Source organism: Enterococcus crotali (assembly GCF_000633635.1).
Taxonomy (GTDB): domain Bacteria; phylum Bacillota; class Bacilli; order Lactobacillales; family Enterococcaceae; genus Enterococcus_L; species Enterococcus_L crotali.
Genome location: NZ_AYPQ01000001.1, coordinates 279,305 through 300,545, shown reverse-complemented (window position 1 = coordinate 300,545; position 21,241 = coordinate 279,305). Strand labels below are relative to the sequence as shown.

Sequence of the window (21,241 nt, the reverse complement as noted above, 5' to 3'; positions counted from 1 at the left end):
TCCTTTCTCAGTTATTCATACTTGCTAAAACTTGACGAACCACATTTGCTAGTGTCTCGACATCTGTATCATTAACGTTTTTCGCTTCAAGTGTTTGATGTGACGAAGTCGAATCTTCTGTAAACTCTTGCACGCCCATTTTTCCATAGGTAAATGTTGGGTCATCTTGTACTAAAGTAGTAACATCTTTTAAGCCATATGCTACTTTTTTTATGTTTAATAAATGTTTTGGTCCGACATTTTCTGAAACAGAGCTACCGCCAAAGGTACCACAGCCTAAGGTAAATGAAATCGGCAACCCTGTGCTGATCCCTGTCCCGCCTTGACTTCCGCCTGTGTTCACTAAAATTCGTGACGCCGGTTTAGCTGCAAATTTCAATACAATATCACGGCTGTTAGTATGCAAACTCATCGTATGTCCAATGCCATTTTGCAGTAGTTCAATGCTTAGATCGCATGCTTCTTCCCAATTGTTTACAACATAAAAACCTAAAACTGTCGTTAATTTTTCAAACGACAATGGATAACCTGCACCAACCCCACCTTGTGGACCAATCAATACTTTCGTCTCTACGGGTACTGTGATACCAGCAGCTTTTGCGATGACTGTAGCACTGCGTCCAACAAATTTAGCATTCATTGCATAACCGTTTTTAAATAATAGCTTACAAACCTTATCCGTTTCGGCTTCTGACATAAAATAGCCGCCTTGCGCTTTTAACTCACGAATAACAGTCTCTTTGTTGATTTCTTCACAGATAATCGATTGTTCTGACGCACAAATGGTTCCATTATCGAATGTTTTTGATGCCATGATTTTTGCTACAGCGTCTTTTACATCTGCCGTTCGTTCAATGTAAGCTGGTGAATTACCTGCGCCCACACCTAAAGCTGGTTTCCCTGAACTATAGGCAGCTTTCACCATTCCAGGTCCACCTGTCGCAATAATCAAGCTAACTTCTTCTGCATGCAATAATTCATTTGTTCCTGCCATAGTTGGAATGGACAGACAACTAATGATTCCTTCCGGTGCGCCCGCTGCTACTGCGGCACGATTCAATAAATCTGCTGCTTTTTTGGTACAGTTAACGGCTGTTGGATGTGGTGAAAACACAATCGCATTTCTTGATTTTAACGCAATCATCGCTTTAAAAATGACTGTTGAGGTTGGGTTAGTTGAAGGAATAATCCCTAAAACTAATCCTACTGGTTCTGCGACATCAAATGTTCCCTTTTCTGTATTTTCTGCTATAATGCCAATCGTTTTCTCGTTTTTGATTTCTTCATATAGTAATTGTGATGCAGCATGATTTTTATAGGTTTTATCCAAGACCTTACCAAAACCAGTTTCTTCAACTGCCCGTTCCGCTAAACCAACAGCATATTTGCTCGCTGCATTCTTCATATTTTGTAAAATTTGATCAATTTGTTCTTCTGAAAAAGTAGCAATTTGATTTGCGGCAACTTTTCCTTTACGCGTCAAATCACGTGCTTCTTGAACAGAACGTAAATCTTTATCGAACATTTCCATTTGTATTCCTCTATTCATTTATTATTAAAATGTCAATTAACGCTTTTATCAATTTTTCTTTGTTTGCACGGTGGATATTTTTTTGTGGGATGCTAATATTAGGTTGCTCTTTGGCCAATTTTCTTAATTCCGTAACTTTCATTTGCTGAAGCTCATGAAGTAATTTTTCTTTTGGATCTGTTTCAATTGTTTCTATCTGTTCTGTTATTTCGATTGTTTCCATAACAACTTCTTCTGGCTCATTTTCTTTGGTCTCTTCCACTGTTTCAGCATTATCCACAAAGGCTTGCGCATCAATCGCTGGTCGAGGAATGACATGGGAAGCTGTCAAGAGTCCTTCTCCTAAACGCCGAACACTTATGATAGCTGCTTGTATGGCTGTTTCAACTGCAGCCACATCTCCCGTGATCACAACTGTATTTAACCCACCACCCACTTGCTTTTTACCTAAACAATGAACTTCAGAGGATTTTACCATTGTATCTGTCGCTTCAATCAAGGCTAATAATCCTTTGGTTTCAATCATGCCGATTGCTTGATTCATTTTCTACCCCCCACGTTTCAATTTACCTGATAAAATAGTGACTTTGCTTGGAGTAGACCATTTAATAACAGAATGCTGCGGGATAAAAATAATATCTCCCTTGTATACTTCGAAACTCGCCTCATCGATAGTCACTTGAAGTTTTCCATCCATCACATAATTTACGGACTCCCCAGCGTCTTCTTCAAGAAAATGACTGTTATCCATTTCCAAAATCCCTAGCTTAAAATTTTCTGCTTGTGAAGTTAAAATCTCCTGGTAACGTACAGCTTCATTCCCATCATTCAAAGGAGATAGCTTGACTGTGGATCCTCGGATAATTTTTAATCCACTTGAATGATCTTCATATTCAAACGGCTTTTCTTCAAAACTTGTTATTCCAGCTTCATTTAAAAGATTTTTTAATAAGGTCACTAAATATTCTTTGGTGATTTCCTGTGGATCAGATAACGTATTCATCCTTTGGAAGCCACCTTTTTTAAATACCATATGATACTCGTCTGCCAAGTCTTTAGCAGAAGGTGTGATAATCGTTTGTTTATCGATCAAGATAACTTGATCTCCGTTGCTATGAAGGGTTTCGATATCTTTTGCACAAATTAGCTTTTTCATTTTGTCACACTTTCTTTAAACAGATTCACAACTTTCATCAATGATTCCTACTACTGCGGCATCTACAGGTATGGAATCATCTTCTAGCATACGTCTGGCTGCTGATCCTGTGGCAATAATTACCCGATCGCCAATGCCTGCACCTATCACATCACAGACAATCATTCGTTCACCATCTCTGGATCCCCCAGAAACTTCTGCGAGCATTAATTTTAATCCGTTTAGTTTTTCTGATTTTCGGGTTGCCCAGATCGTATCCATTAATTTGGCAGTTACCATAAGCGATCATTTTCCTTCTTTTTAATCTCTTCCATCGCTGCAGTAACTGATGCAGTATCACCGAAAATAGCTAACAAAATCATATTTTGTGGGCAACTTCCCCGAATATCTTCGACTGTCACACCTACCGCTTTTTCAGCGATATCTGCCGCGCACACCATTTCTATTAGTTTTCCTTGAACCAGTCCTACAGCATCAGGTACACCTAAGTTATCTTTCGACCCTCTTCGACGATTTAAGATAGCCAAAGTTCCTTCGCCAGGCGATTTAATAATACGACAATCCATTTTGATTCCCCCCTATACTAACACTTGATCGGTACAGCTTACGGCAATGCCAAGTGGCGTAACAAACATCGGATTTATTGGTTTGTATGTTGGAATTCCCGTTGTTTTTTCAATGATCGTTTCAATATTTTTAAGACAAGCTGTACCGCCAACTAAATAGATTCCTTCAACGTTATAACCTTTTGTCTGTTGAATAATGATAGAAGAAATTTTCTCAATTACGGGTTTCAAGACAGTTAACAACTCATCATGGTGCTGCTCATTTCGTTTATATTTTTCGGCAGCTTCAAAAGTAAATTTGTATGCACCAGCAATTACCAGAGATAAATGTGTCCCGCCAGTTGCTTCATCAGCTACTTTAACGACTTGACCTTGTTCTACAATGGAAATCCCGGTAGTACCGCCACCAATATCCACCACAGCACCATCTGTTATTTTCAACAATTGATTAGCAGCTGTCGGTTCATCTAACAGGTTTGTCAACTCAAAGCCGGCACTTTGTACAACGTTTTTGATTGCTCCGCCATCCAATTCATCTGTTCCAGGAGGTAATGAAGCTGCAGCATAAACCAAATCTGTATTTAACTTTTGTTCTAATTCTTCTTTAAGCTCTCGAACAAGTTCAACGGCCCCTATATAATCAACGACCATACCATCTCGAACAACATCCGCGTATCGATAAGCACCTGCTACCGGTTTATAATTTTCATCTAAAACGGCTAGAACAACACAAGCTGTTCCTAAATCAATTCCAGTATAGTAGGTTTTTGAAAGATGCTTTTTTGGTTTTTTTATGACCTTTTCAAACTCTGCAACAAATTGATTACATGCTTTCATTGATTGATTTTTCATTTGTTTCTCCTACTAATTGATTCTTTAGTTCATTTATTTTTTGACTAGCGTTGACTAAAACTCGGTTATACTGTGGATATTCAGCTTGAAGCAAATGAATCATACCGCAGATTTTCTTTAGCTTGATCAGCAATAAACCTTGGGAACTAAAAATATAAACAGCTTCCAATTGAAATTCTTCTATTTCTTTTGAGCTAAAGTCATCATCATCAGTCTCATTTTCTAACGCTGAAATCAGTTCTTTTTCTAAATTGATGATTTTTTGGCTTATACTCAATTGCTGATCCATAGCTAAAAGTGCTGCCTCTAAGAGTTCTGCTGATAGAACCTCTTTATAACCAGTTAATGACGTTAAAGGCTGGTTCTCTTCTTCAGGTTTCTTTTTCAGTTCTCCTTCTGGTACAATTTTAATTTTTTGTCCAAAAGAAATTGCTTAGCACCAGGTGTTAGACGTAGCTGGTTATTTAAACAAAATTGTGTAAATGCCTCGTTCCGAAAATTCGTTCTGAGCTCACTTTCTGTCACAAAATGCATTAATAACCACCTCTTAATAACCTCTTATATAGTTGTTCTAATTCTTGAAGGGTTGGCTTTCTTGGATTTGTGATCGTACATTTATCTGCCATTGCTTTTGCGGCCATTTCAGGAATTGCGGCCAAAAATTCTTCTGAATCAATCGCGTGATCTGTAATTAAATTATCAATTTCTAGTTGTTTTAATTGCCGATTTAATCCGTTGATCAACGCATGAACTGTGGCTTTAGGTGTTCCAGCTTGAAATCCTAAAACACCTGCAATTCTTTGGTAAATAGCTAAACTAGGTATTTCTTTTTCCAAGTCTAAACCAGCATTGTAGCTAATCACATGAGGTAATAATAATGCATTAGCACGACCATGAGGAATATGAAATTTCCCTCCTAAAGCATGAGCTAAACTATGACAAATACCTAACGACGCTTCACTAAAGGCAATTCCAGCCAAACAAGAAGCATTATGAACTCGTTCACGAAGAGCTAAATTTTGCCCATCTTTAACGACCGCAATTAAGTCTTGCCAAATGATTTTCATTGCCTTTTCACTCGCCGCATCAGTAAAATCCGTTGCAGCTGTTGAAGCTAAGGCTTCTATGCAATGCGTCAATACGTCAATGCCAGTATCCGCTGTTACGCTTTTTGGTACACTTATTGTTAAGACTGGATCCAAAATAGCTAAATCAGGGATCATGCAATCATCTACTAACGCATATTTACTTTGAGTGCTCGGATCTGAAATTACAGCAAAAGAAGTGACTTCACTCCCTGTACCACTTGTTGTTGGCACACAAACCAACTGGACTGGGCTGTTTTTTTCAACCATGGTATAAATATGACGAATTACTTTTGCTGCATCCATGGCCGAACCACCACCTAAAGCAATAACACCATCAGGTTTTAAATCCGTTGCAGCTATCAGACCGTTTGTAACGACATCGATCGTCGGATCAGGAATGATTTCTGAAAAAATACGACAAGAAATATTTTTTTCTTGTAATAACTGGGCTAGTTTCTCTGCAGTTCCGTTTTGCTCCATAAACGGATCACAAATAATTAGTACTTTTTTAAAGCAAAGCGTTTGAACAGTCGACAAGGCATCCACACCTGTGACGATTTTTGTTGCCATTTTAAACTGTTTTAGCATATACGTTCCTCCTTTCACCTAATTTTCTCAACAAACTCCTTTATTTCGTCTTTGCTATTCACGTGAAGAAAAAATTGTTCTTTGGAACAACCAATTTCTTCTAATCTTTTTTTCTCAGCTCTTTGTTCAATTGTTGATGTTTCTTTTGTTTCATAGAGTGCAACACCTATCACTGGCACTTGGAACACATGAGCAAAGTTAGGCGGATAGCTTCTCTTTTTACTGGGAATCGGAACCAGAAACAGAACTTTACTTGCTTTTTGCTGCATCGAAATAATATGTTTGTGCATCCAAGGACTTTCTAAATAAGCGCTTGGAACGATAATCGTGTTGCTGGTATATAAGATATTCGCAACCTTACGTATCGGTTCACTAGGTTCTTCAATTGCCTCAGCAATTGTATGAATATGCTGCATATTGGGTCCTATAATCAAAATACGTTTCTTCATGTTTTGCTCACAGAGACAACATCATAAGTCAACTTTTCTTTCAACACGCTTACCACTGCATTTAAAGCAACTTCCACACTTTGTACATCGCCAGTGATCAATACTGAGCCCGTAAACCTGTCTAAAAAACCAACACTTATCCCTGCACTTTTACCTGCAATATCGGCGGCAATGATCGCTGTTTCAACTGGTGAGATGGTCAATATTCCTATTGCGCCTTCTGCTTCGATGCCTAATGATTCATAGACTTCTGAAATTGGTGAAGCAATCACATGTGCCAGTGTCACTTGTTTTCCCGGAACGGATTCTTCAATTACTCGTCTAGGCGCGTTTTCTTCCATCCTACAACACCCTTTCTAATGACGGACAACTCGAACTGGAAACTCATATTCTTTAATCCAGCCTTCAATCCGATCTAAATCAGTCTCAGATAATGAAGGATCTCCTGCAACTGGATATTCCATTCCAAGTTGTCCGTATTTATTTACCCCTAATTTATGATAAGGTAATAAATCAATGCCTAGAAAATTGGGATAATCTTTGTATGGTAATAAAAAGTCAATGATTTGTTGAATCTCTTTTTGGCTATCATTGATCATTTTTAACATCGGCATCCGGATCTGAACTTGATGACCTGCCTTTAAAATTTCTTTTAGATTTGCTAGTATTTTTTCATTACTAATGCCTGTCAATTCATTGTGTCTGACAGGGTCCATGTGCTTTAAATCAAATAAAAACAAGTTGACATATTCTGCTATTTGCATGATTCGATCCATTCTTGAATGCCCACATGTTTCAATCGCCGTATGAATCCCATCTGCACGACAAGCTTGTAATAAGGCTAAGGCTGCTTCTGGTTGAGCGGTACATTCCCCGCCACTAAAAGTGACACCACCGCCGGATTGCTCATAAAAAGCATCATCTTCATGAATGATTGCCATTAATTCAGAAATAGTTTTAATCTCACCAGTAATATTTAATGCGGCCATCGGACATACATCCGAGCACGCACGACAGCCATTGCAGGCAATATCGCGTCGTACTTGATGTTGATCATTTTCATCCATGTAATGAATACCCATCGGACATACCTCGACACAGGCGCGACAATCACTACAGACGCTTTCTTTATACATGACTTCAAATTTCCGCTCAAGCCCTTCTGGATTCGCACACCATTGACATCGCAATGGACATCCTTTAAAAAAAACGATTGTGCGAATACCTGGGCCATCGTATAAACTATATTTTTGTACATTAAAAACCATCGCTTGACGCTCAATTGTCGTGATGTTTTGAGTATTCATTTTTTCATCTCCTACTATCTATGAAAACTTAGTTAACATTGTCCGGCTAATGATCTCATCTTGAACATCCTGACACAATTCAACAAAGAAGGCACTGTACCCTGCTACTCGAACAATCAAGTCACGGTATTGTTCTGGGTGTCTTTGAGCTTCCAACAACGTTTCGTTATCTAAATAATTGAACTGCATCTCGCCATTTCCAAGAATACTTGCCGTTTTTAATAAGGTAATTAAGCTTTCTTCTCCTTCAGGTGTATCTAACAAACCAGACATAATCTTAAAGTTATGCACCATTCCCATGTTCATCGTGTCATTTGCCATTTTTGAAATAGATTTGACAATGGCCGTTGGACCTTTAAAGTCTGCGCCTTGTGAAGGGCTAATACCATCTGACAACGGAATCCACGCTTTACGACCATTTGCTGAAGCACCGGTCATTTGACCTAATGGCGTGTTATTTGAAATTGATAATGTGCCATGACACAATTCCGAGAATAAGGTTTTATATTGACGGTGTTCAGCTTCTGTAAAGTGAATTAACTCTGCTGCAATTAAATCTGCATAGTCATCATCATTCCCATATTTTGGTGCATTTAAACAATCGGTACGAATTTGGTCATAGCCGACAAAATCTGCTTTTAAGGCACGGTTCATCTCTTCTAACGTATATTTTTTATCATCGAAAACTAGTTTTTTGATTGCGGCCATTGAATCTGCATAAGTAGCTAAACCAGACCAAACAACACCAGGTCCAAAATTATACATAGCTCCACCTTGAGAAACATCTTTCCCATTTTCCATACAGCCTTCATACATCAATGACATTAAAGGTTTTGGTGCTAAGTCACGATGAACTCTTTGAGTAATAACTGTCGCAACGGATGACCATTTCGTCACATACTTGATTTGACCTTTAACAGCTTCTTCGAATTGTTCATAGGTTTTGAATTGAGAGATATCACCCATATCCGGACAAACTTCCTTGCCGTACCACAATGGAACACCTCGATTTAAGACAAGTTCGATACAAATTGGCCATTGCGTATAAGCTGTTGAGGTCCATTGGTATAAGCGACCTGATTTTTGCGGCTCAACACACCCCATCAAACAATAATCACGCGCATCTTCAATCGATACACCTTTAGCTAACATCATTTTGATATGTGTATCGTCAAAGTGACAAGCGGGGAACCCGATTCCTGCACGAACAACATCCACTATTTTTTTCAAATATTCACGTGGCGAACGATTGTGAATCCTACAAGCTAATGATGGTTGATACACTTTAACATGACGAACGGCATCCATTAATAGATAGGTTAATTCGTTAGTTGCATCGTGCCCTTCACGAGTCACTCCGCCAACACACATGTTTACGAATGGCTGATACCCCGCAAAGAACTTAGAGCCGCCTTCGCTTGTGATCCACATCATTTCAGACATTTTAATCAGCATACAGCCTGCCAATTCAAACGCTTCAAATTCGTTCATTTTCCCTGTATCCAAGTCATTTTTGAAGTAAGGATACATATATTGATCGACACGTCCGATGGACATCCCTGTTTGGTTTTCCTCTACAACAAGCAATGATTCAATTGTCCAAACTGCTTGAATAGCTTCCCAAAACGTTTCTGGTTTATTCGCCGGTACTTTTGCATTTACCTCAGAAATCTTTTGTAGTTCGGCTTTGCGTTTTGGATTTGTTTCTTTTTGCGCTAATTGTGCCGCATATTCAGACATCCGACGTGCATAAATCATGACACCTTCCGTTGTATCGATCAATGATTTGTAAAAATAAATTTTTTGAATGTCATCAGGATTTTGATAATCAAGTTTTTCCAAATGCTCTTTAGCTTCTTTTTGAATGTCTAGCATCCCTTTTTTCATTAAGATAACGTCATATCCTGGATTAGAATCACCACCGCCATTTAATTGGTGATAAGAACAGTCGGAAACAAATGACTCACCTGACAATTCCCAAACACCTGCTTCACGGAATTGATCTTCACAATATTCATCAATGGATTTTCCTTGCCAGAAAGGAAATAATTCTTCTCTCATGATTTTTTTGTCTTCATCTGAGATAAAGAATGGATCTTGTGGGCGATTTGAAATAGTTTCAATTTCATCTTCCATCCAGCGCCAAGCGATATCTGGTGAGAAAGCTCCAGCACGCGGGGCTCCATTTGGTGCGCCTACGATCAATTCATTATCCTGAATAACTAGTGGTGCTGTTTCACAACAACGTTTAAATGATTGGCCTCGCAAAATTTCTTTAGGCATTCCTGGATTTTCTTTAGCTAATTTCGTGATCACTCGTGCACGATGTGTTGTGATTGTTGGTACTTGTTTTAAGTAGTTTGCTTTTAACGCTTCTAAACGAGCCGTAATGCCAGTAGGTATTGTCGTTTCGTTATCTGAAGCGAACCCGCCGCTTGTGATACTTGTATCTTTTGTATCTTTTGTATCATCTGCAACAGTTGCAAACATCTTCATTAATGCTGTACGTTCTTCTGAACTTAACTCTTTAGTGGCCTCGGCTAATTTAGCCGAAAATTCTTTAATGTCCATTTTATTCCCTCACTTTACATCAAATTAGTTTTCCATTATTTTTATTAAGATTTTTTTTAACATTTCTGTATCGAGGTCTTGCTCCAACTCAGGAGTCTTGTTTTTCATTGACGAGTCATCTGGATACCCAATCTCTCGAATATAAGTCAAATCTGTTGCGGTAATATTTTTAGCACTAATTCCTCGGCCCGTTGTAAAACCACCAAGGATAAATGAGACTGGTAAAGTCGATTCCAAGCCTAGACTTGCAGTGCTCGCTGGTGCATTGACAATCATGCGCCCGACTGGTTTTTTTAACGCAAATTCTTTCAGAACTGCCTTGTTTTTCGAATGAATCGCCAATGTATGTCCATTATTTTTTTCTTTTAATAAACGAATTGATTTTTCACAAGCATGTATCCAATCTGGCTCTAAATAAAAAGCTAAGACTGGACACTTTATCTCATTGGCAAAAGGATCCTCATCATGCATATATTGTTGCTCTGAAACTAATACTTTCGTTGTAGGCGCTACATTTATCTGAGCAGCCTGTGCTAACCATAGCGCATCTTTTCCAACACACGTTGGATTTATTTGATTGTTCTTTGGCTGTAAAAGTGCCAGTAAATTTGATTCTTCATCTTTCGATAGGAAATGAGCGCCATGTTGTTGCAACAGTTCCTTGACCTTGGAGGCTACGACTCCTTCTGCAATTAAATACTGTTCAGTCGCTGGTAATAATCCGCAATCATAGGAACGGCTATAAATGATTGCTTCTACAGCTTGTTTCAAATCAGCTGAACGTTCAATAAAAACGGGTGTTGCACCTGCTCCACCATAAATGATTGGCCGTTGATAATTGGCTGCGTTGATATAGTTTTGTTTACCAATGGCTATAATCATTGAAATATCTTGACTAGCTAATATCTCTTTTACTCCGTTTTCTGTGACGTGGCTGACACATCCTAAACATCCTTTAGGCAAGCCATTCATTTCGCTTATTTCTTTGATTTTTTGAAACACCTGATACGTTGTTTTTTGTGCATTAGGATGTGGAATCAGCAGTATCGCATTACCCGATTTTATTCCGATCGTCAAACTATAAATAGTATTCAATGTTACATTTTCTGCTGGCAATAAAACTGGAATTACCCCTAACGGAACTCCAACCTGTAAAACATTCCCCGCTGAATCTTCTACAAGATTTCCAACACAATGCTGTTGATCAAGCTCTTCGGATAACGCTTTCAAAAACTGAATACTCAATAACTGTTTCTCTTCATAGCATCCCATCTTGGTTTCTTCGATTTCAGTTGCTAAAAATCGACTAATTTCTATTTCAATTTCTTTAAGCAGTTGTTTTACAATTTTATCAAGATTTTTTTGCTCATACTCTTTAACTAGTTGTTGTGCATCTCGTGCCGTTTCAATTAAAATCCGTGCTTCTTGAATAGATAATAAATCTTTATCTACATGTTGCATCTATTATGCATCTCCCTCCTCAGCAGGTAAAAGATTACTTAATTGATAACGATCAATCATTTTATTTAAATCGCCATGAGGACTTGCAATCACGACTGAACTGTAAACTTTTGCACCTAGCTGCTCGACAGCTGCAATACCCGCTTCAACTGCTGACTGGCATGCTGCAACATCTCCTTGTACAATCACAGAAATATATCCTGATGCGACATTTTCATACCCAACCAACTCAACATTTGCAGCTTTGCACATTGCATCACAAGCTTCTAAAACAAAAACTAAGCCAAATGTTTCAATTGCACCAATTGCTTCATAGGTCTTCACTCAACTTCCTCCTTATCTTACTTATCAATATCATGAACAGAAACAATATCACCAACATAAGAAATTGGTCGAGGCATCACATTTTGTGCTGTTAATGTGCCAATCTCATCAGCGGCCTTAGCGCCAACTGCAACAGATGCTTCAACAGCTGCAATGTCTCCTTTGATCATGATCGTTACTAAAGTTGAACCAATGTTTTCATAAGAAATCAGTTCAACATTTGCGGCTTTTAACATTTCATCAGCAGCTTTTAACGCTGGCACTAGTCCGATTGTTTCTACTAAACCTAAAGCTTCTTCGCCACGATATCTCAATGTGTTTCCTCCTTACACTGAACGATATTTTTTGTCAACATACTTGTCAACGGTTGCTCTACCTTCATCAGTAATTTTGTAATAGATAACTAATTTATCATTTGCATCTAAATCATAGCTTGTTAACTCTACTAAACCATTAGCCTCTAAGGCCATCATATGTTCTAAATACATTTTTTCATTAAACTGTTTCTCTTGCCCGTATTGTGGTTTCAATTCCTCCATAATCTGAGCAACATCTATTTCTCTTTGGTCATACATTTGATTCAATACAGCTGTTCTACTAGGCAAAAGCATCTTACTCTGCCCCCTTTTTAAGTAAATCTAATGGGTTCATTGTTACTAAAATTGCGCCAATCACAATAATAATCGAGCCGATAACCATCGTTGGTGTCAGAGCTTGTCCTAGGAAAATAACACTAAAGAGGACACCCCAAAATGCATAAGTTACATTTAAAGACATACCAATTGCTGTTCCGACCATGGCATTTGCTTTGTACCATGTTAAAAATGAAACAGCAGCGCTTAATCCTGACAACACTAACCATAAAACAGGTGTTACCGCAGCTAACGTACCGAATAATAAGTTAAACGCACCAACGGCAGGAACAACAATAATTAGAACAACAAGACCAGAAATCAATTGACGTAAATTTACCGCTACATCAGTATCGATCATCGCACCACCAAAACTTGAAAATACGCCTTCTAATCCCCAGGCAATTGCTGCAATCAACGCGCAAATGATACCCAAGGTAAAGTTAGGAGCGCCTTCTGGTTTCACCATGTTAATGGTAATTGCTCCAGCAACCACAACGACCATTCCTAATACAATACGAGCGGTTGGCTTTTGTTTTAAGAAAATCCAAGAAAATAATGCCCCAAATAAACTACAAGTAGCAGAAATTGGAATCGCATATGCCCCAGCCATCGCCAATCCGACTAGATAAGCGCCATTTGCAATAGGTCCGCCCAGTAAAAACCCTAGTACCAATAATTTCCCTGGCTTTGTATGCAGTGTTCTGATCAATTCTTTTAGTCTTCCTTGTTTGGCATTATAGAATAACAGTAAAATTCCTGCGAAAAAGTCGTTTAACCCTGAACAAACGAAGGGTGCCGCCAAAAAACCTGCCGCACTAACTAGCGGATCATAACCACTTGCTACAACGACTAATGTTGAATAAATACCGTAAGTAATTCCTGAGATGATCCCATTACTGATTCCTTTAACTCGGAAGCCTTTTTTTGCTTGATCCATCTTAACGTCTGCACTTGTACAAGAAATATTTTTTCCACTTTCCATATCTATTTCTCCTCAATCGTTATTTTCAATTATTTATTTGGCAGAATATTTTCAACTTCACTATGCGGACGTGGGATCACATGTACTGATAATAATTCACCCACACGTTCTGCAGCTGCTGCACCTGCATCTGTTGCAGCTTTAACAGCACCAACATCGCCTCTAACCATCACTGTAACAATACCGCCTCCAACAAATTCTTTTCCTATTAGTGAAACATTTGCAGCTTTCACCATTGCATCTGCTGCTTCGATCGATCCAATCATTCCTCTTGTTTCTACCATACCTAATGCATCATGTTTCATGTTTTTCTTCCTCTCATTATTAAATTAAAAAACGCTTTCTTTATGACAGCACCATCATATTCGATGACCTTAAGGGCGTAGTCAATCTATTTTTTTAATTCTTTTCTGTATATAACACAGTTTTATCTGTACTAACACAATAGGTATTCTCAATTGGCTGTTCTAATTAAGAATAATCTTTGCAATTACGGCTATAGTATTTATCTAGCTAGAAGTGATAATTATTCTTATTCTAATCACTTATTTTAATAACGGTCTTTAAATTGATACACCGCATGTTCATTTTTTCACATAAAGAATCACTGGAGATCGTCTAAGTCTCCTTTATCTGTCTTGAACTTATGCTCTCACAATCATTTGATAACATAATAAATGATGAAATCCTTACAAATAAAACACTTTGCGACTATTTTATAACACAAAAAAAGGTTCCCCTATAGGGGAACCTTTTAACGTTTTATTCACAATAAAGAGAAACTGCGGTCATCAGATCTTGAAACCGCTAGTTTCTCTTTGTCTTTATGTTCTAATTTTCTCTGCTGGAATCAATAACTCAACAACAAAATTATCCACATTCATCGTTGTCCAATAGTCAATGACATAACGCTGATACACTTCGTTTTTACATTGATAGTTGTTTTTCTTTGCCCATGCTTGCATCTTTTTATATTGTTGAGAAATTTTAGCTAAATCACCAATATGATAACTAGACAAAAACATTTGGCCGCCTATCATTCGTTTTGGCATCTTAGAATTCGGTATGCCAATAGGTTTTTGCATGATCATCATTTTTGAACATTGAAAATCACCTGCTTCACAATCTTCGAATCGAAGAATGACAGGTCCAGTGATGGCGCAATTTTGTTCTTCTAAATAGTTTACCCAAGGAATATTGATTACTGCATCCATATAGTCATGACAAAAATCTTGCTCTAAAAATACGTAGTTTTCTTGCTCAAAATACTTAACATTCACGCTTTGTATTCTGTTCTCGCTAGCTAAAGTACCTTCTCTAATCAAACCCAACCAGTCTGATACAGCAGTATAACTATTACGGATCCTTCTTTCTTCAAGTTTCAGTTCCTCTAATTTCGTTAAGAATATATTTTCTTGATAGAAATAATCCCCTGATTGTTGAACCCCTTTCATTTCCTGTAATTTAAAGCCCATTTGTTTATAATATTTGATTACAGGAATGCTATTCATTGTTTCTTCTGTGTAATACCGATAACCATTTTCAACACTTACATGATCTGGTCTCAATAATCCTAATTGCTCATAAAAACGTAACGTTTTGCGGGAAACATTACATAATTTGGCAACTTCACCAATAGAGTACATTTGATTAGTCTTTTTGCATATTTTTGTATTATTCATTAGACATCTCCATTACTCGCAGCCACTTATATTATTGAGAATATCTGCACAATTGTCAAGTGAATATCGGAGATATCTTTATTTTAGTGCGTTTTAAATAACAATCGGAACGTTATGATACGCTATCATTTTCTTTGTCATAACTATTAATCAAGCTATTTTACTTTTTTACGTATTTACTTCGCCACTATCAATTGCTGAATGGTTCATCAAGCGATTGATATGAACTCCTAAATAAACAATTTCATTTTCTGGTATTTTGGTATGGTACGTTTGATCAATATAGTTCTTCACTTTTGTAGCAATCTCCATCGCCTCTGGGTATAACGCCCACATTTGACGATACAATTCTATTTCCTTTTCCTTAAGCAGACCATTAGTAAAAAAACGATCGACAAAGAAGCGGACATGTGTGATAAATCGTGAGTAATGTACTGAATTCGTATCGATTTCTTGATGCAATGAGTAACGGACCATATTAACGATCGTCCCTACTAATTTAGCTTTTTTCAAACCATCCTGATCTTCATGATTATCTGATTGTGCATTGATCAGATGAAAAGCAATATTTGAGGCTTCTTCATCTGGTAGAAAAATCTGATCATTTATCTTCATATTTTTGAGTGCAACTTCCCCAATATGAAATTCCTTTGGATAATAATTCTTTATTTCCCAATACAAACGATTAGAAATATTCAACCCTTTCTCACTACGTTCCACAGCAAAATGCAGGTGATCTGAAAGCGTTAAATAGATACTCGTATTCAATTGATAAGATAACTCTTGTTCAGCAATTGCAACAATTTCTTTGGTGATTTCAAAAAAGCGTATAGGAATTTCATCAACTAATTCAGCAAATTGAGAAGATTTTTGTGCTTCGATGGGTAAGAAAATTTTATCAACTAGAGAGTCTGAAATAACATCATCGATTTTCTTACCATAACCAATTCCTTTGCCTAAGGCGATCATTTCTTGCCCATCTTTTTCAACAAGAACCACACTCGAATTCAATACTTTTTTTACCATGATCATCATGATCCACTCCTTGTCCCTTACTACACTAAACTTGCGCCATTTGTTGCAATGACTGCCTGATACCAGCTAAATGAATCCTTTTTAAAACGATCATAAGTCCCATTTCCTTCATCGTCTGCATCAACATAGATAAAACCATAGCGTTTTGACATTTGTGATGTACCAGCACTAACTAAATCGATTGGAGCCCAACTCGTGTAACCAATCAAATCGACCCCTTCATCGATAGCTTCTTTCATCTGCTTAAAATGGGCTTTAAAATATTCTACGCGATAAGGATCATGAACCATTCCTTCTTCCAAAACATCAACTGAACCCATACCATTTTCCACAATCATCAATGGTACTTGATAACGATCGTACAGCTCGATCAAAGCAATTTTCAACCCTTTAGGATCGATCTGCCAGCCCCAATCAGTTGAAGGTAAATATGGATTTTTAACTCCTAAGACTGTATTACCTGGTGTTCTTTCAGCCTTTGGATCACCAGATTCCGCCATTGACATATAATAACTAAAAGAAAGGAAGTCAACCGTATTCTCTTTTAGAATTTGTCGTTCTTCTGGCGTTATTTTAATGGTAATCCCTTTATTTTCTAAAGCAGTTTCAATCATGTTTGGATACTCACCCTTGACTTGTACATCTGCGTAAAAATTATTTTCCAGATTTTTCTTTAATGTTAATTCAACATCCAGCGGTGCACAAGTTAATGGATATGTCATCAATTTCGTCAACATACAACCAATCTTGTTGTTAGGATTTTTCTCATGAGCAAGCTTGGTAACTAAAGCACTAGCAACAAATTGATGGTGCAACGCTTGATAAACGTCTTGCGCCTCTTTCCCTGGCGTACATTTATCCGGTATGATTCCTGCTGTTGTAAAAGGATGCCGATGAATACTGTCGATTTCATTGAATGTTAGCCAGTATTCCACATATTCATCGAATGCTTCAAAACAAACGGATGCAAAACGAACAAAATCATCGACTACACGGCGGTCGACCCAGCCATTATAATTCAAGCTCAAAGCAAGAGGCATTTCATAATGTGACAATGTAACGATCGGTTTGATACCCAAACGCTGCATTTCTTTAAATACATCTCGATAAAATGCAAGTCCTTTTTCATTTGGTTGTTCTTCTTCTCCTGTTGGAAAAAGCCGAGTCCAGGCAATCGATAGTCTTAAGGTTTTAAACCCTAATTCGCTAAACAAGGCTAAATCCTCTTTATAGCGATGATAAAAATCGATGCCACGACGCTTGGGATACCATTGATCTGTTTTATCTGCTATCGCAGCTTCGATCGTTGCAGTAGAAATATCCATATGAGCTGCATAATCTTTGTTATCGACATGAGGTTTATAGCTAGCAATATCTGCAACTGATACCCCTTTTCCGTCAAGATTCCAGCCACCTTCTACTTGATTGGCAGCAATTGCACCGCCCCATAAGAAATCTTTTGGAAATGCGTTTTGATTGTTCATTCAATCTCCTCCTAAATTTAAAAATCAGTAGATTCATTTTCTCTTACTATAATTCAGCAACAGCAATTTGCAACGCCAGTGCTTTATCTATAAAATTGGCACAATGGACAAGATATCTGTCTGATTCGTCACCATTTCTGAATGATGAGAAACTCGAACATCATATGCGTCTTTATTCGTTACAACACAAACTACCGTAGGATCAAATCCAGCCGCTTTGATTTCAGCTAAATCAAAAGCAAGCAATTTTTGTCCTTTGACCACTTGATCACCTACTTTGACAAACGCCTCAAATCCTTTCCCACCTAATTGCACTGTATTTAGACCAATATGAAATAGAATTTCCGCACCATTGGTTGTTTTTAGCCCTATCGCGTGTTTCGTTTCAAACACCATCGTGATTTCTCCTGATTCTGGCGCAACTAAACTATTATCTTCTGGTATGATAGCAAGTCCGTCACCAATCAAGCCACTTGAAAACACATCATCCTTTACTTCAGTTAAAGAAATCACTTTACCAGCAACAGGACTGATCAATTGTTCTGCGCCATTTTCAGATGATAGTTCAACCCCATCTGCTACTTCCAAAGCAACTTCATCTTTATAGATAAACAGTACCGACAAGAAACCTACAACAAATGAAATACCTAGCGTCACAAATGCCCAAATCAGATTCATTGAATTGCTTTTGTCTACAAACATCGTAATACTAGCTAAACCAGGCCCAACCAAAGCAAAGCCTTTGATCGCCATGATCCCTGCAAAACCACCACCAATTAAACTAGCAAACATCACACTGTATAATACTCGTTTATTTAAAATCGTCACACCATATAAAGCTGGTTCCGTAATACCAAATAATGCCGAAATACCTGCTGACACTGCCGTGGATCGTAATTTTTGATCTTTGGTTTTGAGACTCACTGCAAAACATGCACCAGATTCGGCGATATTATGAGCAAGAGAAGCAGGTAAATAAAGCAATTCTGCTCCGATTTCACTCATAGATGATACAGCATAGGGTATCATTGCTTTGTGCATTCCCGTTACCACCATAAAAGGTAATACAGCCGCTAACACTCCAGTAGCAACCCACCCAAAATGACTGTATAACCAAATAATGACCGTTGAAAAAACCGTTCCGACATTATAGCCTAGTGGTCCTAAAATAAGTAAAGCAACTGGTACTGTGATCAGTAAACTCATCATCGGTACAAAAAAGATTCGAATTGGTTTTGGTGAATATTTAGTGAAGAGTTTTTCTATTTGTGCGTAAAATAAAACGGTTAAAATAGCTGGAAAGACTTGTGAAGCATACGCAATATTTGTTACGCCAATTCCAAGAAAGTTAGTCCCTTCTGCCAACATCGTAGTCAATTCTGGCAGAATCAGCGCTCCAACAGCAGAGACCGCAACTAGCTGATTTACTTTTAATTTAGTTGCTGTAGTCATTGCAACTAAAATTGGAAGGAAATATAAAGGTGCCCCACCGATCAAATTAATAATTTGATACGTTTGGCTTTGATCGCTCATAAGTCCTGTTACAGAAGCAAGTAATAATAAGGACTTTAGTACACCACCGCCAGCAATAGCCGAAACTAGGGGCTGAAAAATAGAAATGACAAAATCTAGTATTACTGATCCCAATTTTTGTTTTTCTTTCGGTCCATCATCAGCAGTTAATTCTCCTAATAATATCTTCATTTCATCGTAGACCTCGACAACATCGTTTCCAATGATAACCTGACATTGAACATTTTGCCGTACACCAATCACGCCGTCTACTTTTTCAAGTTTTTCGATTTCGACCAACTCGTTATTTTTCAAAGTAAAACGCAAGCGTGTTGAGCAATGCTCAAGATGTGAGATATTTTCTTTTCCACCAATCAGTGAAAGAATCGCTGTAGCAGTTTCTTTGTAATTCATCCTAATTTCCCCTTTATAAGTAGTTACGCAAAATCGGCCAAATTCTACACAAAAAACAGACAGAAACTAAATAAAACATTTATCAGAGTGGAATACCCTCTGTTGAAAAATGCTTTATTTAGGTCCTGCCTGCATTACCAGTCACATGCCTGTTATTAATTATCTTTATGTTAGCATAGATTTTTTGTAAACGCAACCACCAGAATAATTTATCATTTGGGCTCATTTTAAATAACACTAAAACGATAGTTACTTCTCATCAACAAGTTGGTCATTTTGAGCAATAAAAATGTACATCTCATAGCAACAGAAGTCACCTTATTTTCTGTTATTTATTCATCTCTAAAATAACTCTTTTTTTAGAGAATTTATCTTATAAATAGATATAGTTATCCAAAAAAATATGATATAATCATTTTGTAACAAAATCATATCTTGAAATGAGGAATTGAAAAAATGAAAACCGTGGTTGGTAAAATTGTCAAAGTTTTATGCATCATTGTGATTATTCTGGACATTATTGGTAGTGTCGCTCTATTTTACACAATGAGCAAGTATGACGCCCTAGGAATCTTTATTAATAATTGGCAGAATAATCTATTTAATTTATCAAATTCAGATGCCCGAGCAATGAATTCGATGATTCTATTTTTAGTTGTTCCAATTGTTATATTACTGCTTTTACCAAAAAAAGAAAAAGCGAGTAAAGGAGCGTAAATAGTTGAAAAAAAGAGCACTTTTTTTATGTCTATTATCAGGACTAATATTTTTTTCTGCTTGTGGACCGTCTGAGAAAAGTAAAAATAATGAACTAACTAAAAATGCAAAAACCGTTCTAAAAGGAAAAGTAAAAATTCCTGAAACATATTTTAAAACAAAAGAACAAGTCACAGCTGAATTCGATTCTGTCGGATTACAACCAAAATTTGTCGTTGCTAATTTTGACGATGCTGCACAATACAATAAGCATTTCTTAAGAAAAGATGAGTGCGATCAGATTTCCAGTGACCAAGGCGCAGTAATCTATTATGATACTAAGTCTGTTGGTGACAAACATGGATTTTATGCGGATAAAGGAGCAACCATCATCGTTGGCTATTCAGATCATGACTTTGACGGCACTCAAACTGAAGCAAGTTCAACGGAAGAGGCATCTCCTTCTTCAAGCTCAGAAAACACGGATGTTACCAATTCTCAAGAATCACAGTCACAAGCATTTGAACCTAAAGATGTCTCAGATCAAACGATAAAATCAATAAAAACGTATCAAGATTATTTAAGTATGTATCAAGCAATCATTAACAATTATTTTTCTGATTACGAAAATATGATTAAAGATACTATTTTATATGATCAAGCAAGTTTTGAGGAACAGAAAAAAGAATATGATACCTCATTTGAAGAACAAAAAAAGCAGTACGAAAAATATGGAAATAAACGTTTAGTTGGCAAAGATTCATTAGTCGACTTTCTCATTGGTTATCGAGACAGTCTGAAGGAGATTACCGATAATTTAGCGAAATCACTACAGTAAAGAAAAGCCTTCTCGGCTTTTCTTTTTAATTTTAGTTCAACAGATTTATAGACAACACTAAAAAATACAT

General features: G+C 37.3%; 24 protein-coding genes. 2 read left to right on the top strand and 22 right to left on the bottom strand.

Translation table 11 applies throughout. The features are described from left to right. Positions 1-7: 7 nt before the first annotated feature. The 22 genes from V192_RS0101455 to V192_RS0101345 form a co-directional block, all read right to left on the bottom strand. Positions 8-1,531 carry an acetaldehyde dehydrogenase (acetylating) gene (locus V192_RS0101455; protein ID WP_025868622.1) on the bottom strand — a complete coding sequence of 508 codons (1,524 nt, stop codon included), beginning with the start codon at positions 1,529-1,531 and terminating at the stop codon, positions 8-10. A gap of 10 nt (positions 1,532-1,541) precedes the next feature. Beyond that, positions 1,542-2,075 (bottom strand): BMC domain-containing protein, encoded by a 534-nt coding sequence (locus V192_RS0101450; RefSeq protein ID WP_025868621.1) that lies wholly within the window; start codon positions 2,073-2,075, stop codon positions 1,542-1,544. Positions 2,076-2,078: 3 nt separating this feature from the next. After that, a complete protein-coding gene (locus tag V192_RS0101445) occupies positions 2,079-2,687 on the bottom strand; it encodes a cupin domain-containing protein (protein ID WP_025868620.1) in 609 nt (202 codons plus the stop codon). Positions 2,688-2,702: 15 nt separating this feature from the next. Further along, a complete protein-coding gene (locus V192_RS0101440) occupies positions 2,703-2,966 on the bottom strand; it encodes a EutN/CcmL family microcompartment protein (protein WP_025868619.1) in 264 nt (87 codons plus the stop codon). Beyond that, positions 2,960-3,253, bottom strand: a complete 294-nt coding sequence (locus V192_RS0101435; RefSeq protein WP_025868618.1) for a BMC domain-containing protein — start codon at positions 3,251-3,253, stop codon at positions 2,960-2,962. Before V192_RS0101435 ends, V192_RS0101440 begins: the two co-directional genes overlap by 7 nt. A 12-nt stretch (positions 3,254-3,265) precedes the next feature. Continuing rightward, a complete protein-coding gene (gene eutJ / locus V192_RS0101430) occupies positions 3,266-4,105 on the bottom strand; it encodes an ethanolamine utilization protein EutJ (protein WP_025868617.1) in 840 nt (279 codons plus the stop codon). Continuing rightward, positions 4,077-4,394: a hypothetical protein gene (locus tag V192_RS0101425; RefSeq protein WP_025868616.1), complete on the bottom strand. Its 318-nt coding sequence runs from the start codon at positions 4,392-4,394 to the stop codon at positions 4,077-4,079. Before V192_RS0101425 ends, eutJ begins: the two co-directional genes overlap by 29 nt. A 244-nt stretch (positions 4,395-4,638) precedes the next feature. After that, complete coding sequence (locus V192_RS0101415; protein WP_025868615.1) at positions 4,639-5,781, bottom strand: 1-propanol dehydrogenase PduQ; 1,143 nt, start codon at positions 5,779-5,781, stop codon at positions 4,639-4,641. A gap of 14 nt (positions 5,782-5,795) precedes the next feature. Next, complete coding sequence (locus V192_RS0101410; protein WP_025868614.1) at positions 5,796-6,230, bottom strand: EutP/PduV family microcompartment system protein; 435 nt, start codon at positions 6,228-6,230, stop codon at positions 5,796-5,798. Beyond that, positions 6,227-6,571: a BMC domain-containing protein gene (locus V192_RS0101405; protein WP_025868613.1), complete on the bottom strand. Its 345-nt coding sequence runs from the start codon at positions 6,569-6,571 to the stop codon at positions 6,227-6,229. The genes V192_RS0101410 and V192_RS0101405 overlap by 4 nt, the downstream gene beginning before the upstream one ends. A gap of 15 nt (positions 6,572-6,586) precedes the next feature. Continuing rightward, complete coding sequence (gene cutD, locus V192_RS0101400; protein ID WP_025868612.1) at positions 6,587-7,537, bottom strand: choline TMA-lyase-activating enzyme; 951 nt, start codon at positions 7,535-7,537, stop codon at positions 6,587-6,589. An 18-nt stretch (positions 7,538-7,555) separates the two neighbouring features. After that, positions 7,556-10,108 carry a choline trimethylamine-lyase gene (cutC, locus tag V192_RS0101395; protein WP_025868611.1) on the bottom strand — a complete coding sequence of 851 codons (2,553 nt, stop codon included), beginning with the start codon at positions 10,106-10,108 and terminating at the stop codon, positions 7,556-7,558. 24 nt (positions 10,109-10,132) lie between these two features. Next, positions 10,133-11,569: an aldehyde dehydrogenase family protein gene (locus V192_RS0101390; RefSeq protein ID WP_025868610.1), complete on the bottom strand. Its 1,437-nt coding sequence runs from the start codon at positions 11,567-11,569 to the stop codon at positions 10,133-10,135. Positions 11,570-11,572: 3 nt separating this feature from the next. Further along, positions 11,573-11,893: a BMC domain-containing protein gene (locus V192_RS0101385; protein ID WP_025868609.1), complete on the bottom strand. Its 321-nt coding sequence runs from the start codon at positions 11,891-11,893 to the stop codon at positions 11,573-11,575. Between the two features lie 17 nt (positions 11,894-11,910). Beyond that, complete coding sequence (locus V192_RS0101380) at positions 11,911-12,207, bottom strand: BMC domain-containing protein (RefSeq protein ID WP_025868608.1); 297 nt, start codon at positions 12,205-12,207, stop codon at positions 11,911-11,913. 12 nt (positions 12,208-12,219) lie between these two features. Beyond that, positions 12,220-12,504, bottom strand: coding sequence for a hypothetical protein (locus V192_RS0101375; RefSeq protein WP_025868607.1), 285 nt, complete (start codon positions 12,502-12,504; stop codon positions 12,220-12,222). 1 nt (position 12,505) lies between these two features. Then, positions 12,506-13,510: a DMT family transporter gene (locus V192_RS0101370; protein ID WP_025868606.1), complete on the bottom strand. Its 1,005-nt coding sequence runs from the start codon at positions 13,508-13,510 to the stop codon at positions 12,506-12,508. Positions 13,511-13,539: 29 nt separating this feature from the next. Beyond that, on the bottom strand, positions 13,540-13,815 hold the full coding sequence (locus V192_RS0101365; RefSeq protein WP_010772852.1) for a BMC domain-containing protein: 276 nt from the start codon (positions 13,813-13,815) through the stop codon (positions 13,540-13,542). A gap of 519 nt (positions 13,816-14,334) precedes the next feature. Beyond that, complete coding sequence (locus V192_RS0101360) at positions 14,335-15,192, bottom strand: MerR family transcriptional regulator (RefSeq protein WP_025868605.1); 858 nt, start codon at positions 15,190-15,192, stop codon at positions 14,335-14,337. Between the two features lie 168 nt (positions 15,193-15,360). Further along, entirely contained in the window at positions 15,361-16,224 is an 864-nt protein-coding gene (locus tag V192_RS0101355) for a PRD domain-containing protein (protein WP_025868604.1), read from the bottom strand. 23 nt (positions 16,225-16,247) lie between these two features. Beyond that, on the bottom strand, positions 16,248-17,711 hold the full coding sequence (locus tag V192_RS0101350) for a glycoside hydrolase family 1 protein (protein WP_025868603.1): 1,464 nt from the start codon (positions 17,709-17,711) through the stop codon (positions 16,248-16,250). Positions 17,712-17,798: 87 nt separating this feature from the next. After that, on the bottom strand, positions 17,799-19,637 hold the full coding sequence (locus tag V192_RS0101345) for a beta-glucoside-specific PTS transporter subunit IIABC (protein WP_025868602.1): 1,839 nt from the start codon (positions 19,635-19,637) through the stop codon (positions 17,799-17,801). Between the two features lie 456 nt (positions 19,638-20,093). Here V192_RS0101345 and V192_RS0101340 point away from each other — a divergent pair, with 456 nt between their 5' ends. Together V192_RS0101340 and V192_RS0101335 are read left to right on the top strand one after the other, a co-directional pair. Beyond that, entirely contained in the window at positions 20,094-20,354 is a 261-nt protein-coding gene (locus V192_RS0101340) for a hypothetical protein (RefSeq protein ID WP_025868601.1), read from the top strand. Positions 20,355-20,358: 4 nt separating this feature from the next. Further along, the gene (locus V192_RS0101335; RefSeq protein WP_025868600.1) at positions 20,359-21,171 is read left to right on the top strand and encodes an ABC transporter substrate-binding protein; all 813 of its coding nucleotides are present in this window, start codon (positions 20,359-20,361) and stop codon (positions 21,169-21,171) included. Positions 21,172-21,241 lie beyond the last annotated feature (70 nt).